This window comes from Fundidesulfovibrio magnetotacticus (assembly GCF_013019105.1).
Classification (GTDB): domain Bacteria; phylum Desulfobacterota; class Desulfovibrionia; order Desulfovibrionales; family Desulfovibrionaceae; genus Fundidesulfovibrio; species Fundidesulfovibrio magnetotacticus.
Genome location: NZ_BLTE01000006.1, coordinates 48,590 through 72,354, shown reverse-complemented (window position 1 = coordinate 72,354; position 23,765 = coordinate 48,590). Strand labels below are relative to the sequence as shown.

General features: G+C 65.8%; 21 protein-coding genes. 10 read left to right on the top strand and 11 right to left on the bottom strand.

The features are described 5' to 3' along the window. Positions 1-311 precede the first annotated feature (311 nt). Positions 312-2,801, top strand: coding sequence for a leucine--tRNA ligase (gene leuS, locus NNJEOMEG_RS07950; protein ID WP_173083118.1), 2,490 nt, complete (start codon positions 312-314; stop codon positions 2,799-2,801). Positions 2,802-3,005: 204 nt separating this feature from the next. Here leuS and NNJEOMEG_RS07945 read toward each other — a convergent pair whose 3' ends face one another. Beyond that, on the bottom strand, positions 3,006-3,983 hold the full coding sequence (locus tag NNJEOMEG_RS07945) for an iron-sulfur cluster assembly scaffold protein (protein ID WP_173083116.1): 978 nt from the start codon (positions 3,981-3,983) through the stop codon (positions 3,006-3,008). 257 nt (positions 3,984-4,240) lie between these two features. On the opposite strand from NNJEOMEG_RS07945, the gene NNJEOMEG_RS07940 reads away from it, so the two are divergent. The 4 genes from NNJEOMEG_RS07940 to NNJEOMEG_RS07925 all read left to right on the top strand — a co-directional run bounded on the left by NNJEOMEG_RS07940 (position 4,241) and on the right by NNJEOMEG_RS07925 (position 6,864). Next, positions 4,241-5,581 (top strand): sigma-54 interaction domain-containing protein, encoded by a 1,341-nt coding sequence (locus NNJEOMEG_RS07940; RefSeq protein WP_173083114.1) that lies wholly within the window; start codon positions 4,241-4,243, stop codon positions 5,579-5,581. 56 nt (positions 5,582-5,637) lie between these two features. Beyond that, positions 5,638-6,066: a hypothetical protein gene (locus tag NNJEOMEG_RS07935; RefSeq protein ID WP_173083112.1), complete on the top strand. Its 429-nt coding sequence runs from the start codon at positions 5,638-5,640 to the stop codon at positions 6,064-6,066. Between the two features lie 6 nt (positions 6,067-6,072). Further along, on the top strand, positions 6,073-6,546 hold the full coding sequence (locus tag NNJEOMEG_RS07930) for a hypothetical protein (protein ID WP_173083110.1): 474 nt from the start codon (positions 6,073-6,075) through the stop codon (positions 6,544-6,546). A 90-nt stretch (positions 6,547-6,636) separates the two neighbouring features. Continuing rightward, positions 6,637-6,864 (top strand): hypothetical protein, encoded by a 228-nt coding sequence (locus NNJEOMEG_RS07925; RefSeq protein WP_173082987.1) that lies wholly within the window; start codon positions 6,637-6,639, stop codon positions 6,862-6,864. A gap of 161 nt (positions 6,865-7,025) precedes the next feature. On the opposite strand, the gene NNJEOMEG_RS07920 is transcribed toward NNJEOMEG_RS07925, so the two are convergent. From NNJEOMEG_RS07920 to flgB, 9 genes are all read right to left on the bottom strand, one after another. Then, on the bottom strand, positions 7,026-7,934 hold the full coding sequence (locus tag NNJEOMEG_RS07920) for a sulfotransferase domain-containing protein (protein ID WP_173083108.1): 909 nt from the start codon (positions 7,932-7,934) through the stop codon (positions 7,026-7,028). Between the two features lie 61 nt (positions 7,935-7,995). Then, complete coding sequence (locus tag NNJEOMEG_RS07915; RefSeq protein ID WP_173083106.1) at positions 7,996-11,022, bottom strand: glycosyltransferase; 3,027 nt, start codon at positions 11,020-11,022, stop codon at positions 7,996-7,998. A gap of 359 nt (positions 11,023-11,381) precedes the next feature. Further along, positions 11,382-12,695 (bottom strand): FliI/YscN family ATPase, encoded by a 1,314-nt coding sequence (locus NNJEOMEG_RS07910; protein WP_173083104.1) that lies wholly within the window; start codon positions 12,693-12,695, stop codon positions 11,382-11,384. A gap of 2 nt (positions 12,696-12,697) precedes the next feature. Further along, on the bottom strand, positions 12,698-13,447 hold the full coding sequence (locus tag NNJEOMEG_RS07905; protein WP_173083102.1) for a FliH/SctL family protein: 750 nt from the start codon (positions 13,445-13,447) through the stop codon (positions 12,698-12,700). Further along, entirely contained in the window at positions 13,434-14,429 is a 996-nt protein-coding gene (gene fliG / locus NNJEOMEG_RS07900; protein ID WP_173083100.1) for a flagellar motor switch protein FliG, read from the bottom strand. The genes NNJEOMEG_RS07905 and fliG overlap by 14 nt, the downstream gene beginning before the upstream one ends. Positions 14,430-14,432: 3 nt before the next feature. Next, positions 14,433-16,031 carry a flagellar basal-body MS-ring/collar protein FliF gene (gene fliF, locus NNJEOMEG_RS07895; protein ID WP_173083098.1) on the bottom strand — a complete coding sequence of 533 codons (1,599 nt, stop codon included), beginning with the start codon at positions 16,029-16,031 and terminating at the stop codon, positions 14,433-14,435. Positions 16,032-16,056: 25 nt separating this feature from the next. After that, positions 16,057-16,389, bottom strand: a complete 333-nt coding sequence (gene fliE / locus NNJEOMEG_RS07890; protein WP_173083096.1) for a flagellar hook-basal body complex protein FliE — start codon at positions 16,387-16,389, stop codon at positions 16,057-16,059. Between the two features lie 10 nt (positions 16,390-16,399). Then, entirely contained in the window at positions 16,400-16,837 is a 438-nt protein-coding gene (gene flgC / locus NNJEOMEG_RS07885) for a flagellar basal body rod protein FlgC (protein ID WP_173083094.1), read from the bottom strand. A gap of 1 nt (position 16,838) precedes the next feature. Further along, positions 16,839-17,252, bottom strand: a complete 414-nt coding sequence (gene flgB, locus NNJEOMEG_RS07880) for a flagellar basal body rod protein FlgB (protein WP_173083092.1) — start codon at positions 17,250-17,252, stop codon at positions 16,839-16,841. 390 nt (positions 17,253-17,642) lie between these two features. Here flgB and NNJEOMEG_RS07875 point away from each other — a divergent pair, with 390 nt between their 5' ends. Both NNJEOMEG_RS07875 and NNJEOMEG_RS07870 read left to right on the top strand, forming a co-directional pair. Further along, positions 17,643-18,215, top strand: coding sequence for a tetratricopeptide repeat protein (locus NNJEOMEG_RS07875; RefSeq protein ID WP_173083090.1), 573 nt, complete (start codon positions 17,643-17,645; stop codon positions 18,213-18,215). 168 nt (positions 18,216-18,383) lie between these two features. Beyond that, positions 18,384-18,995: an IMP cyclohydrolase gene (locus NNJEOMEG_RS07870; RefSeq protein WP_173083088.1), complete on the top strand. Its 612-nt coding sequence runs from the start codon at positions 18,384-18,386 to the stop codon at positions 18,993-18,995. Between the two features lie 784 nt (positions 18,996-19,779). Here NNJEOMEG_RS07870 and NNJEOMEG_RS07865 read toward each other — a convergent pair. Next, positions 19,780-20,820, bottom strand: a complete 1,041-nt coding sequence (locus NNJEOMEG_RS07865) for a sigma-54 interaction domain-containing protein (protein WP_173083086.1) — start codon at positions 20,818-20,820, stop codon at positions 19,780-19,782. Between the two features lie 295 nt (positions 20,821-21,115). Between NNJEOMEG_RS07865 and NNJEOMEG_RS07860 the strand changes: the two genes are divergently transcribed. The 3 genes from NNJEOMEG_RS07860 (at position 21,116) to NNJEOMEG_RS07850 (ending at position 23,765) form a co-directional block, all read left to right on the top strand. Next, complete coding sequence (locus tag NNJEOMEG_RS07860; protein ID WP_173083084.1) at positions 21,116-22,090, top strand: sulfite exporter TauE/SafE family protein; 975 nt, start codon at positions 21,116-21,118, stop codon at positions 22,088-22,090. A gap of 21 nt (positions 22,091-22,111) precedes the next feature. Then, complete coding sequence (locus tag NNJEOMEG_RS07855) at positions 22,112-22,546, top strand: DUF1634 domain-containing protein (RefSeq protein ID WP_173083082.1); 435 nt, start codon at positions 22,112-22,114, stop codon at positions 22,544-22,546. A 67-nt stretch (positions 22,547-22,613) separates the two neighbouring features. Beyond that, complete coding sequence (locus tag NNJEOMEG_RS07850; protein ID WP_173083080.1) at positions 22,614-23,765, top strand: sigma 54-interacting transcriptional regulator; 1,152 nt, start codon at positions 22,614-22,616, stop codon at positions 23,763-23,765.

Genomic DNA, 23,765 nt, shown 5'->3' with positions numbered 1-23,765 from the left:
CCCCTTGGCCAACGCTGTACGAATTTCTGGGGACAAAGAATTTAAAGCCATATTACCTGGACAAACTGAAGAAATATATAGTCGATGGCAGGGTTGTGAAATTTGATGACTCCCCATTCAGGGAGAGAGCGCTCAGGGCATTGTTTGATGGTGGTGCAAGGAAAAGTCTGGTCGATTGGATAATATGCAGCATAATAGATGTGCACCACAGCGACTTCTCGTTTTTGGTGACTTACAATCCTAAAGATTTTCTGGACGTCTGTAAGAAGCGTTCTTTTGCCATAAAGCCAGAAAGGCCGGGTAATTTCTCTATGACAAAGTACGATCCTCTCGCCATCGAGGCCAAGTGGCAGTCCCGCTGGACGCAGGGCCGCCACTTCCATGTGGAGGCCGATCCCTCCAAGCCCCGCTACTACGTGCTGGAGATGTTCCCCTATCCCTCGGGGCGCATCCACATGGGGCACGTGCGCGTCTACACCATCGGCGACGTGGTGGCGCGCATCAAGCGCATGCAGGGGCTCAACGTGCTCCACCCCATGGGCTGGGACGCCTTCGGCCTGCCCGCCGAGAACGCGGCCATCAAGCGCAGGCTCCACCCCGCCAAGTGGACCTACGAGAACATCGACAACATGCGCGCCCAGCTCCAGAAGATGGGCTACTCCCTGGACTGGGAGCGCGAGCTGGCCACCTGCGACGCCGAATACTACCGCTGGGAGCAGCTGTTCTTCCTCAAGTTCTACGAAAAGGGCCTGGTCTACCGCAAGAACTCGCCCCAGAACTGGTGCCCGGACTGCCACACCGTGCTGGCCAACGAGCAGGTGGAGGACGGCAAGTGCTGGCGCTGCGACTCCGAGGTGGAACAGAAAGACCTCGAACAGTGGTTTCTGCGCATCACCGCCTACGCCGACGAGCTGCTGGCCGACCTGGAGACCCTCTCGGGCGGCTGGCCCGAGCGCGTGCTCACCATGCAGCGCAACTGGATCGGCAAGTCCGTGGGCTGCGAGATCGACTTTCCCCTGGAAGAGGGCGAGGGCGCGGTGCGCGTCTTCACCACCCGCCAGGACACCCTCTGGGGCGCGACCTTCATGTCCCTGGCCGCCGAGCACCCCCTGGCCGAACGCCTCATCAAGGGCAAGCCCCAGGAGGGCGAAACCCGCGCCTTCATCGAGAAGATCCGCAACATGGACCGCATCAAGCGCCAGGCCGACGACCTCGAAAAAGAGGGCGTGTTCACGGGCAGCTACTGCGTCAACCCCGTGACGGGCTTGAAGATGCCCATCTACCTGGCCAACTTCGTGCTCATGGGCTACGGCACCGGCGCGGTCATGGCCGTGCCCGCCCACGACCAGCGCGACTTCGAGTTCGCCCAGAAGTACGGCCTGCCCCTCAAGGTGGTCATCGAGCCCAGGGGCGAGACCCTGGACGCGGACGCCCTCACGGCGGCCTACACCGAGCCGGGCCTGCTGCGCGACTCCGGCGACTTCACCGGGAAGGATTCGGGCGACGCCAAAATCGCCATCGCCGACTGGCTGGAAGCAGCCGGGAAAGGCACGCGCGCAGTCAACTACCGCCTGCGGGACTGGAACGTCTCCCGCCAGCGCTACTGGGGCGCGCCCATCCCCATGGTCTATTGCGAGAAGTGCGGCGTGGTCCCGGTCAAGGAGTCCGACCTGCCCGTGCGCCTGCCCCTGGACATCCAGGTGCGCGACGACGGCCGCTCGCCCCTGCCCGACAACGCCGCATTCGTGAACACCAGCTGTCCCGCCTGCGGCGGCCCCGCGCGGCGCGAAACCGACACCCTGGACACCTTCTTCGAGTCCAGCTGGTATTTCCTGCGCTACTGCTCGCCCAAGGACGACACCGCGCCCTTCGACCCCGAGGCCGTGCGCTACTGGTCCCCCGTGGACCAGTACGTTGGCGGCATCGAGCACGCCATCCTGCACCTGCTCTACTCGCGCTTCTTCGTCAAAGCCCTGCGCGACCTGGGCTACGTCAGCCATGCCGAGCCCTTCGCCAACCTGCTCACCCAGGGCATGGTCATCAAGGACGGGGCCAAGATGAGCAAGTCCAAGGGCAACGTGGTGGACCCCGACGAGATGGTGGCCCGCTACGGCGCGGACACCGTGCGCGTGTTCATGCTCTTCGCCGCCCCCCCGGAGAAGGACCTGGAATGGTCCGATTCGGGCATCGAGGGCGCTGCCCGCTTCCTCTCAAGGCTCTGGCGCCTGGTCACCGAGGAGCTGGCCGGTGTCGTTGCGCCCACCGGCCCCTGCCTGGCCCAGGACCCCGAGGCCCTCTCGCCACTGGCCAGGGAGCTGCGCCGCCGCGAGCACGCCACCGTGGCCAAGGTGGCCAAGGACATCGAGGGCCAGTTCCAGTTCAACACCGCCATCGCGGCCATCATGGAGCTGGTCAACTTCCTCTTCGCCAACGTGGAGGCCCTGCGCGCCGAAGACCCGCGCGCCGTCTCCTCGGCCGTGAACACCCTGCTGGCCGCCCTCTCGCCCATGGCCCCGCACGTGTGCGAGGAGCTCTGGGAGATGATCGGCCACAAGACCCTCCTGGCCGACCAGCCCTGGCCCGCCCACGACCCCGCCGCCCTGGCCACCGACACCGTCACCGTGGTGGTGCAGGTGCTGGGCAAGCTGCGCGGCAAGATCGAGGTGGCCGCCGACGCCGACGAGGACGCCGTGAAGCAGGCCGCCCTGGCCGAGGAGAACGTGGCCCGGCACATCGCGGGCAAGACGGTGCGCAAGGTCATCTACGTGCCCGGCAAGCTGGTGAACGTGGTGGTGGGCTAGTCGGCTCCCCTTCCGGTTCCACGGAACACAGGCCCCCGTCCGGCGCTGCCGGGCGGGGGCTTTTGCGTGGCGGCCTCGCAGGACGCGTCAACGGCGCGGCCGCCCCGCGACTGCTGCGGGGCGGCCGGTCGGGAGGAGCCCGGCCGAGTCGTCGGCCGGGCGGTTCGGCGCGGGGCACGGCGTCTCCGCGCCGGGAAGAGCCTGCTAGGCGGCCTGGCGCTTTTCCCAGGCGCGCAGTGCGATCTTGAGAGCGCCCACGGTGAAGGTGTCGCAGTCGAGCTTGGGGAGCACGCGCGGCAGCAGGGGGCGCAGGTCTTCGTTGGAGAGGCCCCAGCATTCCCAGACCGGCTTGCCGGTGACGAGCCGGGTGAGGGCCTCGAAGCATTCCTTCCCGTATTCGCAGCCCGAGGCTTCGCCCCCGGCGGCGGCCACCACGTCGTCCTCGATGCGCAGTTCCACGCGCGTGGAGTTCTTGCAGGTGGTGCAGCCGTGCACCCCCACGGCGTTGGGGGCTTCAACGGGGATCACGAGGGGCCGCGCGGTGGGGTCGCAGGATGCGCTCTCCAGGGGAGCGGGGCCCGCGGGCGCGGGGGTCTCCTTGGCCACCAGCTTGGGGGCGGGCTTTTCCTGCTCGATGCCCAGCTCCTTGCGCAGTTCGTCCAGGTCGATGATGCGGGGGTCCACCAGGGAGAACCCGCAGCTGCCGCCCCAGTCCTGCGTGTCGGCGAACGCGCCGTCGTAGCGAACGTCGTCGAGGATCAGGAAGTCCTGTTCGCCCAGGATGCGGTCCCAGCGGTGCACGAAGAAGCTGAAGCGGGTGGGGTCGAACCCGGCGACGTTGGTCCACTTCCAAACCATGTGGCAGTATTCGTCGTCGTAGCCCAGGAGCGCCAGGTAGCGCGCCTTGCTCTCCAGGTAGTGGCGGCGGCGCAGGAGCACGGCGTCGCGGCCGATGCCGGCGGAGTTGAAGGGCACTTCGCGGTGGTCGAGCTGCACCTTCACCACGCAGTCGTCGTCGAACTTCATGCCGCAGGTGCTGGTGTTGCCGTTGCGCCACCAGTGGATGTACTTCTTGGTGTAAAACTTGCGGCCGAGCGTCTGGATGCGTTCCACGGTCTTGGCCGAAACGGGATGCAGAGCCAGGTCGCAGCGGCGACCGGTGATGGTCAATGTAAGTTCCATGACTGTCCTCCTCACCTTGTATCGGGGGCTGCCCAGCCACCCTGGTTGTCGGGGCGCGCCCACGCCCCGTTTGCGCTCTTTTTTTCACAAATGATGCCAAGTCTGTTTCCAGTATATTTTCAGGTGGTTGACCATCAAGCGGCCAGGGCCGGTCAGCTGCCCGGACGAATTCTTCGTCCTCTGCATTGACCCCCGCAACGCCCGGGGCTACCACGTACCCAAAAGCGCGGGGGACCGTCAGGCTGGCGGAGGGGCGAATGAAACAGCTGGGAACGCCGTTTCCCTGCACGTCCATGTGCTCGTTCATCATGGACAGCGTGGCGGACGGGGTCTTCACCGTGGACACCGACTGGGCCATCACCTACTTCAACAAGTCGGCCGAAGCGCTCACGGGCATCCCCATGGCCAGGGCCCTGGGGGCCAAGTGCTGGGACGTGTTCCAGACAAAGGACTGCAAGGACGTCTGCGTGCTGCGCGCCTGCATGACGGACGACCGCAAGATCGCCCACCGCATCATGCACATCCTGCGCGGCGACGGCACGACCGCCGCCGTGAGCGTCTCCGCCGCGCCCCTCAAGGACAACAAGGGGCGCATCATCGGCGGCGTGGAGACCCTGCGGGACCTCACCGGCGGCTTCGACGACGCCCGCCACGTCTGCTGGGGCTCCCCGGAAGACTTCTGCACCAAGGACCGCAGCCTCACCGAACTGGTGCGCATCCTGCCCCAGGTGGCCCAGAGCGAGGCCACCGTGCTGTTGCTGGGCGAATCCGGCACCGGCAAGGAGCTTTTCGCCCGGGCCATCCACCGCCTTTCGGGACGCGCCAAAGGGCCGTTCGTGGCCGTGAACTGCGGGGCGCTGCCTGAAAACCTGATGGAATCCGAGCTGTTCGGATACAAGGCAGGGGCCTTCACCGACGCCCGGCGCGACAAGCCCGGCCGCTTCCAGCTGGCCGAGGGCGGCACGCTGCTGCTCGACGAGATCGGCGATCTGCCCCTGGCCCTCCAGTCCAAGATCCTGCGCGTGCTCCAGGAGCGCGTCTACGAGCCCCTGGGCGGCGTGGAGAGCGTGGCCGCCGACGTGCGCGTGGTGGCCTCCACCAACCGCGACCTGGCCCGCATGGTGGACGAGGGGACCTTCCGGGGCGACCTCTACTACCGCCTCAACGTGGTGCAGTTCACCCTGCCGCCCCTGCGCGAGCGCTCCCAGGACGTGCCCCTGCTCGTGGACCACGCCCTGCGCCACCGCCGCCGCGCCCAGGGCAAGGACATCCGGGGCGTTGCCCCCGAGGCCATGCGGCTGCTCACCCGCTACGGCTACCCGGGCAACATCCGCGAACTGGAGAACATTCTGGAGTACGCCTGCATCCTCTGCCCGGGAGGGCTCATCCAGGTGGACCACCTGCCGCGCAACCTCCGCCCGGCCATCCGGCCCGTCACCAGCGACGGCCCCATGACCATGGACGAGGTGCGCTACCACGCCGCCGTCAAGGCCGTGAAGCGCAACCTGGGCAACCGCAATGCGGCCTGCCGCGAGCTGGGCATCTCCAAGGACACGCTGCGCAAAATCCTCAAATTGAACGGCACGGAAGAAAAATAAGTCCGTTCCGCCTGCGGACGACTTTTTCGTCCATCCGGCCAGGGAGCGCCCACGCCATGTTCTCCGACCACCTCCGCTGGATCAAATGCGCCCTCTCCGCGCTGCTGTTGGCGGGGATCGTCCTGGCCGGAGCGGACGGCCCGCCTGGCGAACGCTCCCTGGCCCGCTGCCTCGATCAGCCGTCCGACTGCGACGGCGCGCTCCTGTACATCAACCAGGCGGTCGTCGCCGCCGTCGGCCCCGAGGGCTTTCGCTTGGCCACCCGGAAAGGCCCCGTCCAGGTGGAGGGCCGCTGGCCGGAGGTCGAGACCGGCTCGATCGTGGACCTGGCCGCCGCTTTCCGCCCGCCGAACCGCCTGGATCCCAGCCTGGTCCACGTCCACCTGGACCGCGCCTTCAAGGTCTGGGGTTCGCTGGCCGCCGCCGTCGTCGCCTGCGGCATCTTCCTCCAAGCCCTGGCGCGCGCATTGCGCGCCAAACCCTGAGGCGTCTTGCCGGACCTCGTGACGCACCTCTGCGCGGCGCAGCTCGCACGGCGCGGCGGCGAACGCCTCGCCCGCCGGGAACTCGCGGAGTTCCCGGCAGCCTGCTGGCTCCTCGGCAACTGCCTCCCGGATCTCCTGGCCCGCGTGCCCGGCATGTTCTGCACCAGTCGGCTTTTCCAGCTGCTCCACGAGCCGGTCCCCTGCCTTCTGGCCTGCTACGCCCTCTGCATGCTCCTGCCTGGGCGGCTGCGCAGGCAGGCTTTCGCCTGGACGGCCATGGGCTCGCTGCTCCATCAGGCCCTGGACATGCTCCAAAGGACCGTGGGCGGTCCCTCCCAGTTCTGGCTGTACCCCTTCTCCTGGCGCAGTTGGGACATGGGACTCTTCTGGCCCGACCAGGCCATCCTCGCCGCGCCGTTCCTGCTCGCGGCCGTGGCTGCGGTCGAAATCGATCGCTGGCGGAGGGAGTCGGCACGGTGAGCCGTGGGATGAAGGAGAGGATGTCGGCATGCGACGCGGGGTGCGCCTGTCCAGACCGGATCACGCCCGGCATGAACCGCGGCGGACACCGTGCGCGTGCTCATGCTCTTCGCCGCCCCCCCCGGAGAAGGACCTGGGGTGGTCCTCTTCGCCAACGTGGAGGCCCTGCGCGCCGAAGGCCCGCGCTCCGTCTCCTCGGCCGTGAACACCCTGCAGGCCGCCCCGGCCGGGGAAAACGTGGACCGGCACATCGCGGGCAAGACGGTGCGCAAGGTCACCTACGTGCCCGGCAAGCTGGTGAACGTGGTGGTGGGCTAGCCGACTCCCTGCCGCGATCCGCGAAAGAACCCGAAGGCCCCCGCCCGGCGACGCCGGACGGGGGCCTCTGCTCGATGAAGGCTTCCGAAGGCAGAATGACTGTCCTGATTACCGAGGAACACTCATTTCCCTAAGGGGCTTCCTGGTTCAAGTCGTGCTGTTCATTCCCGTGTAGGCCGTTGGGGGTTGTCTGGCTCTGGCATGATCAGGGAGGCGCTGCGCTGTGGTGTCTGCTCCGTATGACTGTACCACTTTGTCTTGAGATCAATTCCAAGAATTTCAGATGTGCGGATAACGTCTGGAAGAAAATGACTCAGAAGTTTGTTGGCACACTCAGGCGTTAAGTCCAGGGGAACGTCTTCTGAAGCGTTTACATTGCAGCTCAAGAATGAGCTGTCTAGGTCTAGGCCGATAAATGATTCAAGCGTATTGATCCAGTGCGCGGAATCGTATCTTAAGTCTTCGTAGAGCAGTATGCATATGTTTTCTCTTGGGAATAACTTGAGGAATTTGGCAATGGCGTCAGCGTATTGAGATTGCAGTATATTTTTGCCCGGAGACAGCCAGTCCGTTTCTCTGACGGCATTGAGCTTGACTTGACTAAGGCCTTCGGTGAAATACTTTTCGATGGAGTTGTTGCCGTGCTCGCGGTAGAGATGCTTGTAGAGCGAAATAGATCTGGAGAGTGGTTCTCTTAAAGTAATTATGATTTTGATATCCTGGTTGTATTGAAGAATTGACTCGGCAGAACCTGGTTGGGTTAAATAGACGGGGCTTATTTCACAGACATATTTTTCGCTGTCCGCATCCAGGAATATCCTCTCATAATCTCTTCGCGACCAGCCTCGTGGATGATGCTTTTCTTCCATGACGCCGAAATAGTTGACTTCTTTGACCGGTGTGGCGTATATGTCCCGCGAGTTTTCAAAGAGCAGCTGAATCATCGATGTCCCGCAACGGCCAGCTCCAACACCGATCAAGTTCACCTTTCTCCCGCTGTTGGTAAGCCCCTTGTTTAAGCGTTTAAAATACGCCCAAACTTCCTGCGCTGCCATTTCAGGGTCGTGCATGGCTTGTAGTCCTATGAATTTATTGAGATGGGGTTTGTAGTTGGCTGCGCGTTGTTTAAGCTCAAGAAAGGTTTGACCTAAGATTGGAACGAACAAGGTTGGCTATTCTGTCGGGGTTTAGCGTTTGGAATATTGACTGCCGGGCTGCTGAGCCCAGCGATTTGCGTTTGTCGGAGTTGAGCAGGGCGCGCATGCCCGCGCCCGCGGCCGCGATGTCGGGGTCGCCCCAGACGGTTCCGGCGGGGTAGGGTCCGTATGCCCTGTCCGTCTCGATGATCTCGGCCGGGACCAGGATGCTGTTGGTCGAGTCCATGAAGTCCAGGTTGCCGGAGTAGCCCGTGGCGATGACGGGGAGCCCCAGGGCCATGGATTCGGCGCAGGTGAGCCCGAACCCTTCGGAGCGGTGGAGCGAGACGTACACGTCGAGGCTTTTCAGGAAATCGTAGGTGTCTTCCCGGCTGAGCACGCATTCCGTGAAGAGGACGCGATCGTTGGCCATGGTCCGCAGGGTCTCGTATTCAAGGTTGCCGCGCGCGGCGCCGTTGGCCTTGAGGACGAGGAGGCAGTCGTCGTCGGGACGAAGGCTGGAGAGGAAGGCCCGGATCACGGCGCGGATGTTCTTGCGCTCCAGCACGCTGTTGGGATCGAACAGGAAGCCGAACAGGGTCGAGCGCTCGGGCAACCCGAAACGCGCCCGGTTCGCCCGCGCCCGGGCGAGCGCCTCGAAGTCCAGCGGGATCGGCACGACGGCCGTCGCCTTGCCCGTGGCCTTCTCGATGGCGCTGGCCGAATGGGAGCTCGCGGTCCAGATCTCGTCGTAGAAGGCGTGGGATTTCGCCATGCCGCGCGGCAGGACGGCGGTTTCCCACATCCAGTAGCCGATGTTGCGCTTCGCCCTGTGGACGCCGGGCAGGAACCTGTTCGCGGGGTCGGTGGCGTCGGCGTTGGCCACGGTGAGCGACACGTCGGCGTAGCCCTGCGGCCAGCCGAAGACGAACGGGTTGTCGGGCGGGGGCGCGGGCATGGTGTGCCGGGTGGGAATGGTCATGGCGCGCAGGCGGATGTCCGGCTGGAAAAGCGTTCTCAGCAGGCTTCGCGAACACTCGCCCATCCCGGTGGGGGCGTTGAGATATCCGGCGAAGTTGACCTTGATCGCCCCGTCCGCCGGATCGATCGCCCCGCGGCAGGAGCGCATGAAGTCGTGGTTGTACTCGGGGGTCATTTCAGGAATGACGCAGGCGCGGGGATTGTCCAGCGTGCCGGCGTCGCTGTCGAAGTGGGCGGCGTGGTGGTCGATGGGGGCCATGGCCTCCTCGTTCGCGAGCCAGGCCGTGATCTCCCTGGTGAAATCCTCAAGCTGCAGTTCCCTGCATCTTCGAGCCGCGTCGTAGAGGTTCGGGCATGTGCTGCGGTCCGTCGAAGGGCCGGCGTAATGGTACAGGAACACGATCTTGCGCATCAGTGAGGCGTTTTCTCGAGCATATTCCAAGAAAAGGCTGATGTCTTCATGGGACAGCTTCAAGCTGCCGCGATTGCGTCGCAGCCAGGCCGTGAAAGAAACCAATCCGCCCGGTGCGGCGATGTTGCCGTGCTGGGCCTGGATGTCCCAATGGGAGAAGTACAGACTGAAAATCCTCGTGACGTTTCCGCGGGTGCCCTTGAACGCTTCGGTATGTTCCTTGGTGAATCCCATTTCCTCCTGGCCGTAAGTGGAAAACCACTCGGCGAACTCGTCGAAAAGTCCGTCGTCTGCCCAGAACCCTTTGAAGTAGTCGAACACGTCGCTTCGCTGCGCGCGCCGGAGGCGATCGAAGGCGTCCTGAACGTAGTCATAGGGCGTTTCGTTCTCTTCGAACGCCAAGAGATCGACGAGTTGTTCCCCGGAGGCCCCTTCCAGGGCGAGCCACTCCCGGAACCCGGGATCGTTGCCGTGGGACAGCGCGTTTGGGAAGACATCCAGGAGGTCCTTCCGGGCTCTCAGCAGGAAATGGAAGGCCAGGATGGAGTCCGGGAAGTCTGGGGCCACGCCTCGCGACATCAGGAAGCGGCAGAACGCGTCCGGTTCGTCCACCGGGTCCGGCGTCTCCACCCTGTTGCGGGCGGCCCATTGCATGATGTCGCGCACGATGCGCATGGGAAGCCGCGTTCCGTTGGAGAGCGTGGCGAACGCGTAGGGGAGCTTGCTGCAGAACAGATACCCGTTGCCGAGCAATTTCTCCCTGTATCCGAGCGTCAGCGCCTCGAGTTCGGGACTGTCCTCGGGGTGGAACCTGTTCTGGTGCCGCGACAGCTGCCAGGGCAGGTAGGGGGAATAGCCGGAGTAGTGGAAGAAAACGAGCGGAACGTCGTTGGCGCGCCATGCGCCGTCGATGTGCGAGAGCCTGCGCTCGTGGAGATTCCAGTAGGCCACGTTGTAGCCGTCGTCGAAGATGATCTTGTGGTCGGGACAGAAGCAGGGAGCGAGGTCGAGCCAGCGCTGGTCGACGAAATAGCCGTTCCCCGTGTCGGAGACGCAATCAACGAAAAGCTTCTCCTTCCACCAGTCCAGGAGGTTGCGGGCCGAAGCGCAGTCCTTGATGCCCAGGAAGCCCAGGTTGTACGCGCCGCTGAGCAGTATGGCATGGTCGCCGGGTGATTTTCCGTCGAAGTAGGGCTTCGTGATGTGCGGCGTCAGGGCGATGGAGTGCGCGTCGAGGGCGGAATAGGCCGCGTCCAGCGGGTGGAAGAGCTCGATGTCCGGGTCGAGGTAGATGATCTTGCCATACAGCGCGGACTCGAACAGCCTGCCCAGGATGTAGGGCTTTACGGCGGTGTTCAGCTCGATGACGGAGTATCTGTAGGCCATGCGTGAAAAGTCCGGGATCGCGAAATCCGTGATCTTCACGATCCGGCCCGCGCAGGGGAACATCTCCAGCACTTCGTCCGACACGTCGTCCACAAGCGCTATGATGAAATCCTTGTCCGGGTGGAAATGCTTGAAGGAATCGCACAGCGTGACGGCATGGCTCAGGTAGTTGGCGGAGACGATGGTGAGCGCGGCGTCCTTGCCCGGACGGGCGTCCACGGTGTTGTCGGCGGAATGCTTCACTGCGTCACCTCGTCGCGAGCCGGTTTGCCGCGGAAATCCGCGTGGCGTTCATGGCCTTCATGTCGTTCACCCGGCGGACAGGCTGGCCGGGGCGTTGTGGCGCGAAGTGTCGTTGCATCGGCCGCCGAGGTCAAGCCGCGTGGCCGCCGCGCCCTGTTCGGAATGTCGGAGAGCCGCCCGTGGCAGCCCTGCGCGGAGCGCAGCCCGGGGCAGGGAGGTTGTGCCCCCGGAAGTGGCTCCCGCAAGCCCCTTTTCGGGGTTTGTCCTCAAGCTGAAGCCGCCTGGCGGGCGCTCCCCGCGCGGGGAGGGTGTGGTGGAGAGGGGAGGCCGACGGTCCGGGCGGACGGGCGAAGCACCGTTCAGGCCCCGGCCACCAGGGCCTGGAGCCGGGCGAAGCTGCCTTCGAGGGTCTCGGCCTCGGCCACCTGCTGCTGGAGGTAGTCGCGGATGGGGCCGATCATGCGCAGGGCCTGGTCGATCTCCGGGTTGGCCCCGGCCTGGTAGGCTCCGATGTTCACCATGTCCTCCACGCGCCGGTAGGTGGCCAGCATGCGGATCAATGAGCGGCCCGCGTCCAGGGCCTCGCGGGGCGTCACGTCGGAGCGCAGGCGGCTGATGCTTTTGAGCACGTCGATGGCCGGGAAGTGCCCCTGGTCGGCCAGGTCGCGGGTGAGCACCATGTGCCCGTCCAGGATGGAACGCGTGGAGTCCGCGATGGGCTCGTTGAAGTCGTCGCCGTCCACGAGCACGGTGTAGATGCCCGTGATGGAGCCCGAGGCGCTGCGGCCCGCGCGCTCCAACAGCTTGGGCAGGTGCGCGAAGACCGACGGGGTGTAGCCCCGGGTGGTGGGCGGTTCCCCGGCGGCCAGGCCCACCTCGCGCCCGGCCATGGCGAAGCGCGTCACCGAGTCCATCATGAGGATCACGTCCGCGCCCTGGTCGCGGAAGAATTCGGCCATGGACGTGGCCGCGTAGGCCGCGCGCATGCGCACCAGGGGGCTCTGGTCCGAGGTGGCGACCACCAGGACGCTGCGCGCCAGGCCCTCCGGCCCCAGGTCCTTCTCGATGAATTCCAGCACCTCGCGGCCACGCTCGCCGATGAGCCCGATGACGTTCACGTCGGCCTTGGTGTTGCGCGCGATCATGCCCATGAGCGTGGACTTGCCCACGCCCGAGCCCGCCATGATGCCCACGCGCTGGCCCTTGCCCAGGGTGAGCAGGCCGTTGATGGCGCGCACGCCCACGTCCAGGGGCTCGCTGATGCGCGGGCGCGAGAGCGGCGAGGGCGGGTCGGCGTGCAGGGGGTAGTAGCGGCGGGGGTCGATGGGGCCTTTTTCGTCGATGGGGTTGCCGAAGGCGTCGATGGCCCGGCCCAGGAAGCGGCGTCCCACGGGGATCAGCGGCGGGGTGGCCGTGTTCTGGATCAGGCAGCCCTGGCTGATGCCGCGCAGCTCGCCGTAGGGCATGAGCAGGCAGGCGTCGTCGCGGAAACCCACCACCTCGGCGGGCACGCCCTTGTCCCCGGGCTCTCCGCTCATGAGGCGGCACACCGCGCCCAGGGGGGCCTTGATGCCCTTGCCCTCGGCGATGAGCCCCACCACCTTGCTCACCTTGCCGTAGGTGCGCACGGGGTCGAAGCCTTCGAGGAAGGAGATGCAGGCCGGGGCTTCCACGCTCAGGGCGCTCCCTCGCCGTCGGTGAATTCCACGCGCTCCAGAAGTTCGGCGATCTGCTCGAAGCGGCTGTCCACGCTGTTGTCCACCATGCCCGCGTGGGACTCCAGGCGCACGCCGCCCGCCTCCAGGGAGGGGTCGGCCTTCACGCGCCAGGGGCCCAGGGCGTGGTTGGCCTCGCGCGCGGCCTTGAGCAGCTCCGCGGCGGCCTCCTCGTCGCCGGGGTGGACCATCACGGTGAAGCCCTGGCGGGTGTCCAGGAGGTCCACGGCCTGGTGGAGCAGGGCCTCCAGCACCTCCTGGCGGCGCTGGGAGACCTCCACATGGAGCGTTTTGCGCACGGCCAGGCGCAACAGGGCGGCGAATTCCTGACGGTGCCTGGCCCAGAGGTTGACGCGGTCGGCCTCCAGCCCCTGGAGCAGGCCGGAGAGGGCCTGGCCCATCTGGTCCATCTGGCTGGAACAGGCGGCGCGGGAATCGGAGAGCCCCTGCCGGAAGCCCTCCTGGCGGGCCTGCTCGCGCAGTTCGTCGGCCTCGGCCATGGCCTGGCCGATGATCTCCTTGGCCTTGGCCTGGGCCTTGGCGCGCACGCGGGTCCAGAAGGCCAGCTCGGTGTTCTCGTCGAGGACGTTGGTCTTGGTGCCCTCGATCTCGTGCACGGTCATCTCGGCGGGGCCGTTGGCCCCCGTGCCCATGACCACCCGGGCGTTGCCGGGCAGGAAGCCTCCATGGGCCTCGCTAGATGAAGACATCGCCGCCGCCCCTGCCGATGGCGATCTTGCCTTCGGCCTCCAGACGCCTCACGGTCTTCACCACGTTCTGTTGGGCGCCTTCCACGTCGGCCAGGCGCACGGGGCCCATGATCTCCAGGTCTTCGCGGATCATGGTGGCGGCGCGTTCGGAGAGGTTCTTGAAGAACTTTTCCTTGAGGTCGTCGGACGCGCCCTTGAGGGCCTGGGTGAGCTCCTCGTTGGAGACCTCCTTGAGCAGTTCGCGGATGGAGCGGTCGTCCAGGGCCTTGATGTCCTCGAAGACGAACATGAGGTTGCGGATGTCTTCGGCCATCTGGGCGGACTCTTCCTCGATCTCGGAGAGCACTTCTTCCTCGGTGGCGCGGTCCACGGCGTTGAGGATTTCGGCCACGCTGGTGATGCCGCCCACCTTCTTGCCTTCCTTGCCGCCCATGGCGATGAGCTGATTCTGGAGCACCTTGTCCACTTCCAGGAGCATCTCCTCCGCCACGGCCTCCAGGCGGGCCAGGCGCATGAGCACCTCGGCGCGCACGCCGGAGGGCAGGTTCTGGAGCAGTTCGGCGGCCTGGTCCGGGTGCAGGTGGCCCAGGATCAGGGCCAGGGTCTGCGGGTGTTCGTTGCGCAGGATCTGGGCCAGGATGCGCGGGGAGACGTTCTCCAGCTCCTGGAAGGGGGTGGGCCCCGTGTTGAGCTCCAGCGAATCCATGATGTACTTGGCCGTGTCGGAATCGAGCGCCTTGGAGAGCATGCGCTTCACGGCGTCGGTTCCGCCCACCAGCACTTCCTGTCCGAACTGCATGGCCTCGTTGAACTCCTTGAGCACCTCTTCGACGCCTTCCTTTTCCACGGTGTCGATCTCGAGCATGGCCTTGGAGATGCGGGCGATCTCGCCCCGGTCCATGCGCTTGAACACCTCGGAGCAGAATTTGTCGCCGAGCGCAAGGCAGAGCACGGCGGTCTTGTGCGGTCCGGAGAGGGCCATGGCTTACGCGGCCTCCTGCTTGAGCCATCCGCGAAGGATCTGGATGGCCTGGTCGGAGTTGGTTTCGAAAAGCTGCTGCGCCAGAACCTTGGCGTTTTCCAGTCGCTTTGAGATTTCCACCAGTTCGGTCTCTTCCTCCTCGGCCTCGGCCAGGGCGATGCGCCGTTCGGCCTCGGGCAGGCGGCTCATCTGCTCGATCTCCTCGCGGGTGACCTTGGGGCGGATGAGGGCCATCACCACCGGGCGCACCACCAGGAGCAGGAAGAGGAACACCAGCAGTCCGTTCAGGAAGGGCTTGCCCAGGCGCTGGGCGTATTCCAGCATGTTCTGGGTGAGGCTGGGCTCGCCGATGAGCTCGCGCTCGCCGAAGGACATGCAGGACACCTCGATGGTGTCGCCGCGCTTGGCGTCGAGGCCCACGGCGCTGGAGACGGCCTGCTTGATGCGCTCCAGCTCCTCGGCGGGCCTGGGGATGAACTTGGGCTCCTTGCTGTTCGGGTCCTGAATGTAGTCCACGATAACCGCCACGCTCAGGCGCTGCAACTCCCCGGTGGCGGGTTTCACGAACTGGGTCTCGGAATCGATCTCGTAGTTGGTGACGCGCTTCTCGCTGGCCTGGTCCACCTTGTTCTGGGTGCCGGTGAAGCCGTCGCCCCGGAAGTTGGTCTCGGGCACGGAGCCGTCCACGTTGGCCTTCTGGTTGGTGGAGGACTCCTCGCGGGTCTCGGAGCGCACCACGGTGCGGTTGGGGTCGAAGCTCTGGCGTTTGATCTCGCGCTGGGCGAAGTCGAGGGAGGCGCTCACCTTGGCGATGGACTTGCCGCCGCCCACGATGGGGGTGAGCAGCTCCTCGATGCGCCGCTCCATGTTGAGCTGATAGTTGTTGCGGAAGTCGAACTGGGAGCTGGTGAGGCCGTCGATGCTCTGGTCGTCCTTGGCCTGGTAGACGATCTTGCCGGAGGTGTCGGTGATGGTCACGCGGCTGGGCTCCAGGCCCTCGACGCTCATGGCCACGAAGTTGACGATGCCCTGCACCTGCTTGGGTTCGAGCTTGCCGCCGTTTTTCAGCGTGAGCACCACCGAGGCGCTGGGCTTGCGCTGCTCCTCGATGAAGAGGCTCTTCTGGGGCAGCACCAGGTGCACACGGGCCTTCTCGATCTGCGGGAACTCAGAGATGGTGCGCGAGAGCTCGCCCTGCAGGGCGCGCTGGTAGTTGATGCGCTGCACGAAGTCGGTCTGCCCCACCTTGGTCTCGTCGAAGATCTCGTAGCCCAGGCCCGCGCCGCGCAGCTTGCCTTCGCCCGCGATGCGCAGCCTCGTCTCGCTCACCTGGTCCACGGGCACCAGCACGGTCTGGCCGGCGTCTTCCAGGCGGAAGGGGATCTTGTTGGCCTTGAGGGTCTCCACCACGCGGTTGGCGTCGTCCTGGCCGAGCTTGGAGAAGAGCACCTTGTAGTCGGGCTGGTTGAACCAGAAGATCATCAAGGCGAAGGCGGCCACCACGGAGACGGCCACACCCGCGAAGAGGATGCGCTGGGCCATGGTGCGGGCGGACCAGAAGCGGGTGGCCTGATCCCAGAGGGATTTGATCACGGTGGACATGGCGGACTCCTATTCTTCCTGGAGGCTAGAAGGGCATCTTGACCAGTTCGCGGTACATGTCGAGGACCTTGCCGCGCACGGCGCTGGTCATGGACATGGCCACCCCGGCCTTCTGAAGCTGGATCATCAGCTCGTGGACGTTCTGGTTCTCGCCTGTGGCGAAGGAGGCCACCATGCGGTCCTTCTTGAGCTGTTCGGCGTTCACTTCGGCCACGGAGTTCTTGAGGGTGTCCACGAAGCCGGTCTGGGACGCGCCGGAACCGACGGCGCCCTCCACCTGCTTCTGGATGGACATGCCGCCCTGGGTCTGGCCCATGGCGGAGCGGTAGGCGTTGAGGGCGATGGGGCTGATGGCCATGGCGAACCTCCTAGCGTCCGATTTCCAGGGCCTTGTTGTACATGGCCTTGATGGTGTTCACGCTGGTGGTGTTGGCTTCGTAGCCGCGGGTGGCCTGGATCATGTTGGCCATCTCTTCCACCACGTTGATGTCGGGGTATTGCACGTAACCGTTCTGGTCGGCGTCGGGGTGCCCGGGCTCGTAGACCTGCTTGGGCGGGCGCTGGTCGGCCACGATGCCCGTGACGCGCACGCCCTGCAGCTCCTGGGTGAGCGCGGCGTTCATGGCCTTGCCGAAGGGCGTGGCCTGGGTGGACTGCAGCGCCACGGACTTGCGCTGGTAGGGCCCCTGGCCGTCCATGGTGCGCGTGGTCTTGGCGTTGGCCAGGTTCATGGAAATGACGTTCATGTAGGTGCGCTGGGCCGTGAGGGCCGAAGCGCCGATGTCGAGGGCTGTCATGAAGTCCATGTTACTTGCCTCCGTCCATGATGACCTTCTGGATGCCTTCGAAGCCCTTCTGCATCACGGTGGTCAGCGAGTTGTACATGAGCGAGTTCTTGGCCATGGCCGCCATTTCCTTGTCCAGGTCCACGGCGTCGGCTCCGTAGATGGTGCGGGGCTTGAACTCCTTCACCACGTCGGCCTGGTAGCCGTTCACGTCGTAGGGGCCCGGCACGTGGGCGGCGTTGGTGCGGGTGACGGCGGTCTTCATCTCCTGAGTGCCCACGGCATCCTGGAGCGCGCCCTCGAAGTCGATGGAGCGGGCCTTGTAGCCCGGGATGTTCATGTTGGCCAGGTTGGACATGACGAGGTTTTGACGCTCGATGCGCAGGTCCATGACCTTGGCGATGAGGTCGGTGTTGGCTCCGTAGATGTCCGGCATGGCGTATCTCCTTGTGGGGCGGCCGTTTTTGCCCGGTGTCCCGGGGGTGGGTGCGTCCGCCTCCCGCCACAGGATAGCAACTCCCGTTCCAAAAGATCATCAAGCTGGAATTGTTGATCCTTTATATGCCGACCCAGGGGTGGCACGCCGTCTGCTCTCTGCTCCCGGACGGGCCTCGCCCACGGCGGAATTTGCCTGATTCGGCGGTTGGCACGGCACTTGCTAGGTGAAATCCGCGGGCTTGCCTGTCCCCGGGAGGGACGACTTGCAGGGCGGCGCCGTCTGATAGGGGAGAAGGGAAGCCAGGAGGGTCTTCCCGACGCGAAAGCGAACAATGGGCGCGATGCCGGGGGAGACAGCGCACGCGCCCGCCCACTGGAGGGGAACGTCATGAGCGGTCATCTGGATTATGAAATCAACAAGGAACTGGGCGAGTGCTACCTGTTCATGGGCGACCTGGACAAGGCGGAGGAATACTACCGCAAGGCCATGAACTCCAACGGCATCCACCCGGACCCCTACATGGGCCTGGCCACCATCGCCGTGCACCGTGGAGATCTTGACGCGGCCTTCGGCTTCTATCGCAAGGCCGCCAACGTGGAGGCCACCGACAAGTCCCTCTCGGGCATGGCGCTCATCGAGATGGAGCGCGGCGAGCACGAGGCCGCCTTCGGCCACTTCGCCCAGGCCCTGGACCACAATCCCGAGAACATGGTGGCCCTCTACAGCCTGATCCGCCTGGGACACGCCATGGACCGCGTGGACGAGGTGGTGCCCCACCTCGAGGACTGCCTGGCCGTGGACCCCCTGAAGCACGACATCCGCTACTCCCTGGCCGGCTGCCTCATCACCGCCGGACGCCCCGAAGAGGCCCGGGAGCACCTGGAGCGCATCCTCCAGCAGGAGCCCTCCTACGCGCGCGCAGTCGAACTCAAGGAGCATCTGGAGGCCCAGGCCGCCTAGGCCCGAAACTTTTCCGACCGAATCTCCCCTCCCCCATTGGTTCCCGGTCCGGTCCGCTCCCGGCGGCCGGACCGGGAATCAACTCCTCGCTCGGGGAGGACGGAGCAAGATGAGAGGTTGCCAAGCGCCGGGTCTTTTGGCACTGCCAAGCCAAAAAGCGAGGCAGCCATGGAACTCTTGCCCATCCGCAGGGCCATCCTCTCCGTCACCGACAAGTCCGGCCTGGCCGAATTCGCGGCCTTCCTCCACCAGCACGGCGTGGAGCTCGTCTCCACCGGCGGCACCAAAAAGGCCATGGCCGACGCGGGCCTGCCCGTCACCGCCGTGGATTCCGTCACCGGCTTCCCCGAAATGCTCGGCGGACGCGTCAAAACCCTGCACCCCCACATCCACGCGGGCATCCTGGCCGACAAGGACGACCCCGAGCACCTGAAGACCCTCGAGGCCTTCAAGCTCCAACCCTTCGATCTCATCTGCGTCAACCTCTACGACTTCGCCAAGGCCGCCGCCTCCGGGGCCAACCTCAAGCAGGCCGTGGAACAGATCGACATCGGCGGCCCCACCATGCTGCGCGCCTCCGCCAAGAACCTGCACTCCATTCTGGTGGTGCCCTCGGCCGAACACTACGCGCGCGTCACCGCCGAACTGTCGGCCAACGCCAAGAACGGAACCCTCCACGCCCCCCTGGCCCTGCGCCGCGATCTGGCCGTGGACACCTTCCGCCGCACCTCCGCCTACGACGCCATGATCTCCGACTACCTCGGGCGCGCCCCCCAGTAGCCGCGCCGTTCCCCGGAAAACCCCCGCAAGGCCCCGCACGCCGGACACCCGGCGCGCGGGGCCTTGGCGCGATGCCGGCTGCCGTCGCGGAGAATGGAAAAGGCCGCTGGAGGAATAGCCTCCGGCGGCCTAAGGGCTACGCCCTTAGGAATCCCTTTTTGCTTCGCGGGTTTCACCGGGTAAGCCGGTGTTTATGGGGGCGGCCAGTCTCCAGACGCCCGGACAGCAGCAGACACCCGCCGGGAACGCGCTCAAAGCAGCGCTTATCCCGGCGGACTGCCATCGTCGCAAGCGACGATGAACAAGGAATTATCCTCTAAATTCCAAGAAACGGATCTTGCTCGAAAAGCTGGCGCGAAGCGCCACGGCCCCCCGCGCGGGGATTCGCGGCTTTGCGCGAATTCCCGCGCGACAGGCGGCGCAGCCGCAAAGGTCTTGCAAGCGGGAGCCGGGCCTCTGCACGGGGAGAACCCGCGGACCGATTTGAAGACGATCCGCAGGCTCTCCCCGTGCAGAAGCCCGGCTCCGGCAACACAGTCCTTCCCGGTGAAGCCCGCGAAGCAATTGCCGGGTCCAGGGGGGGGCTCCCCCCTGGCGGGTGAGGTCTGGAGAGGGCAGCGCCCTCTCCAGCGGGTCCAGGGCAGAGCCCTGGTGGGGTCCGGGGCGAAGCCCCGCTCTCCGGGTCCAGGGCAGAGCCCTGGCAGCCGGAGGCGTCGTCTTTGTCGGCCGCCTGCCTGGCGGCGTCTCGTGCTCCAGTCCGTGCCGTATCCTGGGGTTCCGGCGTTCAGGCGTCTTGCCCGCGTCGTTGTTTGAGGACGAGCCCCCACTGTTGGACTTTGTGGCGCAGGGTCCGTGGGGAGATGCCCAGGAGTTGCGCGGTGCGCGTCTTGTCGCCGTTCGCGATGCGGAAGGCGCGGTGGATGGCGCGGGTTTCGGCGTCGCGGACCACGTCGTCGAGGAGGAGGCTTTCGGGGAGGTCGTCGTTGTCGGCGTGCGGCGCGGGTCCGTGGTGGAATTCGAGGGGGAGGTCGTCGGGTTCCACGGCGGGGCCGGGGTTTACGAGGACGAGGCGTTCGATGAGGTTTCGCAGTTCGCGGGCGTTGCCTGGCCAGGCGTAGTCCTGGAAGGCGCGCAGGGTGTCCGGGGTGAGGAAGATGGGTGGGCGGTGGTAGCGCAGGCTGAAGTGTTCGATGAAGTGGGAGGCGAGCATGGGGATGTCTTCCTTGCGTAGGCGCAGGGGCGGGAGGAAGACGGGCACGACGTTGAGGCGGTAGTAGAGGTCGGCTCGGAAGCGGCCGTCGCGGACCATTTCGAGGAGGTTTCGGTTGGTGGCGGCCACGATGCGCGCTTCGAAGGGGAGGTTTCGTTCGCCGCCGAGTCTGCGGAAGGTGCGTTGTTCGAGGACGCGCAGGAAGTCGGCCTGGTTGGCGGGTGGTATTTCGCCCACCTCGTCGAGGAAGAGGGTGCCGTCCTGGGCGAGTTCGAAGCTGCCTTTCTGTTGGCGCGAGGCCCCGGTGAAGGCGCCGGCTTCGTGTCCGAAGAACTTGTCGGCGAAGAGTTCACCTTTGAGGACGCCGCAGTTGACGGGTATGAAGGGTTTCTCCTTGCGGTTGGAGAAGACGTGGATGAGCCGGGCGAAGAGCTCCTTGCCGGTGCCGGATTCGCCCTGGAGCAGGACGGGCGCGTCGGAGGGGGCCACCTGGGAGGCGAGTTTGTGGACGTCGCGCATGGCGCGGGAGCCGATGAGCACGGAGGTGACGCCTGTGGCTTCTCCGGGGAGTTCTTCGAGGTCCAGACGTACCGGCAAGTTTTTGCCGTTATCCATGGGCGAGGTCTCCGTCGCGGCTTCAGGGTGTTTCGGGTGGCGGCAAATCAATGCCGCGTGGGGTGGAAATAGACTTTCGGGCGGAGATAGGGAAGCGAAAAGCGGCAAGGCTTTGCCAAAATGTGGCAAGCTTTTGCCGTTCGGGAAGGGTAGAAAAAGATTAAACACCTTGAATTTATGTGATTTTATTGCGGCATGCTTCTTGATTGTGCATTAGGGAACAAGCGTGGGGGGCTGCGTCCGGGATGTCCGGACGGTCCAACGAGAATCTGGAAGCAAGGGAGAGCGTGCCAACATGAAATCGAGATGGTTGCGAGTGGGTATGGTGGTGCTGGCCTTGGGGCTGGCTGGGGCGGCGTTCGCCTACGCCGCGGGGGCGGACGGCGGCAAGGCCATGGCCGAAGCGGCCCAGGCCGCGGGAGCGCCCTCGGGTCCGTGGTGGATGTGGCCAGCCATTCTGCTGGTGTTCTGCTTCGTGCTGGGCATCATCGCGGTGCTGGCGGGCGTGGGCGGCGGCGTGCTCTTCGTGCCGCTGGTGAGCGGGTTCTTCCCCTTCCACCTGGACTTCGTGCGCGGCGCGGGCCTGCTGGTGGCCCTGGCGGGCGCGCTGGCGGCCGGCCCCGGTCTGCTGCGGCGCAACATGGCCAGCCTGCGTCTGGCCCTGCCCGTGGCGCTCATCGCCAGCGCCTGCGCCATCGTGGGCGCCATGATGGGCCTGGCCCTGCCCACCAACGTGGTGCAGATGTGCCTGGGCGGCACCATCCTGTTCATCGCGGTGCTGCTGCTGGTCTCCAAGAACACGGCCAAGCCCGTGGTGACCAAGCAGGACGCCCTGGGCCTGGCCCTGGGCATGAACGGCGTCTACTACGACCCCTCCACCTGCGAGACCGTGGAGTGGAAGACCCACCGCACCCTGCCCGGTCTTCTGCTCTTCATCATCATCGGCATCATGGCCGGCATGTTCGGCCTGGGCGCCGGCTGGGCCAACGTGCCGGTGCTCAACCTGCTCATGGGCGCGCCCCTCAAGGTGGCCGTGGGCACCTCCAAGTTCCTGCTTTCCATCACCGACACGTCGGCCGCCTGGGTCTACCTGAACCAGGGCTGCGTGATTCCCCTGATGGCCATTCCTTCGGTCATCGGTCTCATGTGCGGTTCCTTCGTGGGCGTGAAGCTGCTGGCCAAGGCCAAGCCCAAGTTCATCCGCTACATGGTCATCGGCGTGTTGCTCTTCGCCGGCGCTAAGGCGCTGCAGAAGGGCCTGGGCTTCTAACGAACGCGCAAGGAGAACATCATGGCTGACCAGAAAAACGCCTGCGTCCCCGTGGAGACGCCCAAAGAGCAGCTGCTCTACGCCGATATCCTCTTCTGGGGTTGCTGGGGCGGCCTGGCCCTCATGGCCGTCACCTATTTCATCTACCTCTCGGGCATCATGGCGCCCCATGTGCCCATGGACAAGATCACCGTGCTCTGGAGCAAGCCCGTGGCCACCTACCTCTCCGAGGGCCAGGTGCCCAGCGGATGGGGCTGGGTGGTGCTCATGGGCAAGGGCGACTTCCTCAACTTCGCGGGCATCGTGCTCCTGGCGGGCCTGACCGTGGTGGCCTACATCCCGCTCATCCCCGCCTTCCTGAAGAAGAAGGAGCCCCTCTTCGCGGTGCTGGCTCTGCTCGAAGTGCTTGTGCTGAGCCTTGCCGCCTCGGGCATCGTGGGCAGTGGTGGACATTAGCGCCAAGGTCATGGAAAACGCCTAGACGCACACCATGACCCGCCAAGCGACATAAGGAAAACGCACGATGCCCATCCCCCCCGAAATCCTCGCTTCCATCGACCTTCCCGGCGTCCTGGACGGCCTGCCCCTCGGCGTGGCCGTCCTGGACCCGGAGGGCCGGGTGATCACGGTCAACAGCGCCCTGGAGCGCCTGACCGGAATCTCCAGGGAGGAGGCCCGGGGCGTGCCCTGCCGCCACGTGATCCGCTCGGGCCTGTGCTTTAGGCGCTGCCCGGCGGAAGGCGGGGCCGACACGGACATCGTCAACCGCAACAGGGCGCGCATCCCCGTGCGCCTGAGCGCCGTGCCCGTGCGCGACGCCCTGGGACGCGAACTCTACCGCCTCGACATCGTGGAAGACCTGAGCGCGCTGCGCGAGATGGAGCGCCGCCTGGAAGAGCCCGGCGGCGTGGGCGGCCTGGTGGGCAAAAGCCCCGCCATGGAGCGCATCCTGCGCCTGCTCCCGGCCATGGCCCAGGCCGACGCCCCCGTGTGCGTCATCGGAGAGACCGGCTCCGGCAAGGACTCCGTGGCCGAGGCCATCCACAAGCTCTCGCCGCGCTCCCGCGAACCCTTCGTGCGCGTGGGCTGCGGCCCCACGCCGCCCCAGACACTGGAGGCCGAGCTTTTCGGCCGCCGCGCCGCCTCGGGGGAGATCGTCCCCGGGGCCCTGCAGCGGGCGGGGGCCGGCACGGTCTACCTCTCCGACGTGGGCGACCTGCCCGAGGAGCTCCAGGTGCGCCTGGTGCGCCTGCTCGACGAGGGCGTGGCCGTGCCGGCCGGGGGCAGCGCCCCGCTGCGCTGCCAGGCCCGGGTGCTGGCCTCCTCCGGCGCGAGCCCAGAGGAGCTCACCCGCCTGGGCCGCCTGCGCCAGGACCTGGCCTACCGCTTGGGCGCGCTGCGCGTGGACCTGCCGCCCCTGCGCGAGCGCCCGGAAGACATCGAGTTCCTGCTGGCCCACTTCCTGGAGGTGTTCGCCGCCAAGTTCCGCAAGGACGTGCGCTCCTTCACCCCCAAGGCAAGGCGGCTGCTCCTGGCGCACGACTACCCGGGCAACGTCCGCGAGTTGCGCAACATCGTGGAGTTCGCCGTGATGGTCTGCACCAAGCCAGCCATTCCGCCGGCCTGTCTCCCGGCGCACCTGCTGGGCCTTCTGGGCCAGGGCGGGGAGGAGTAG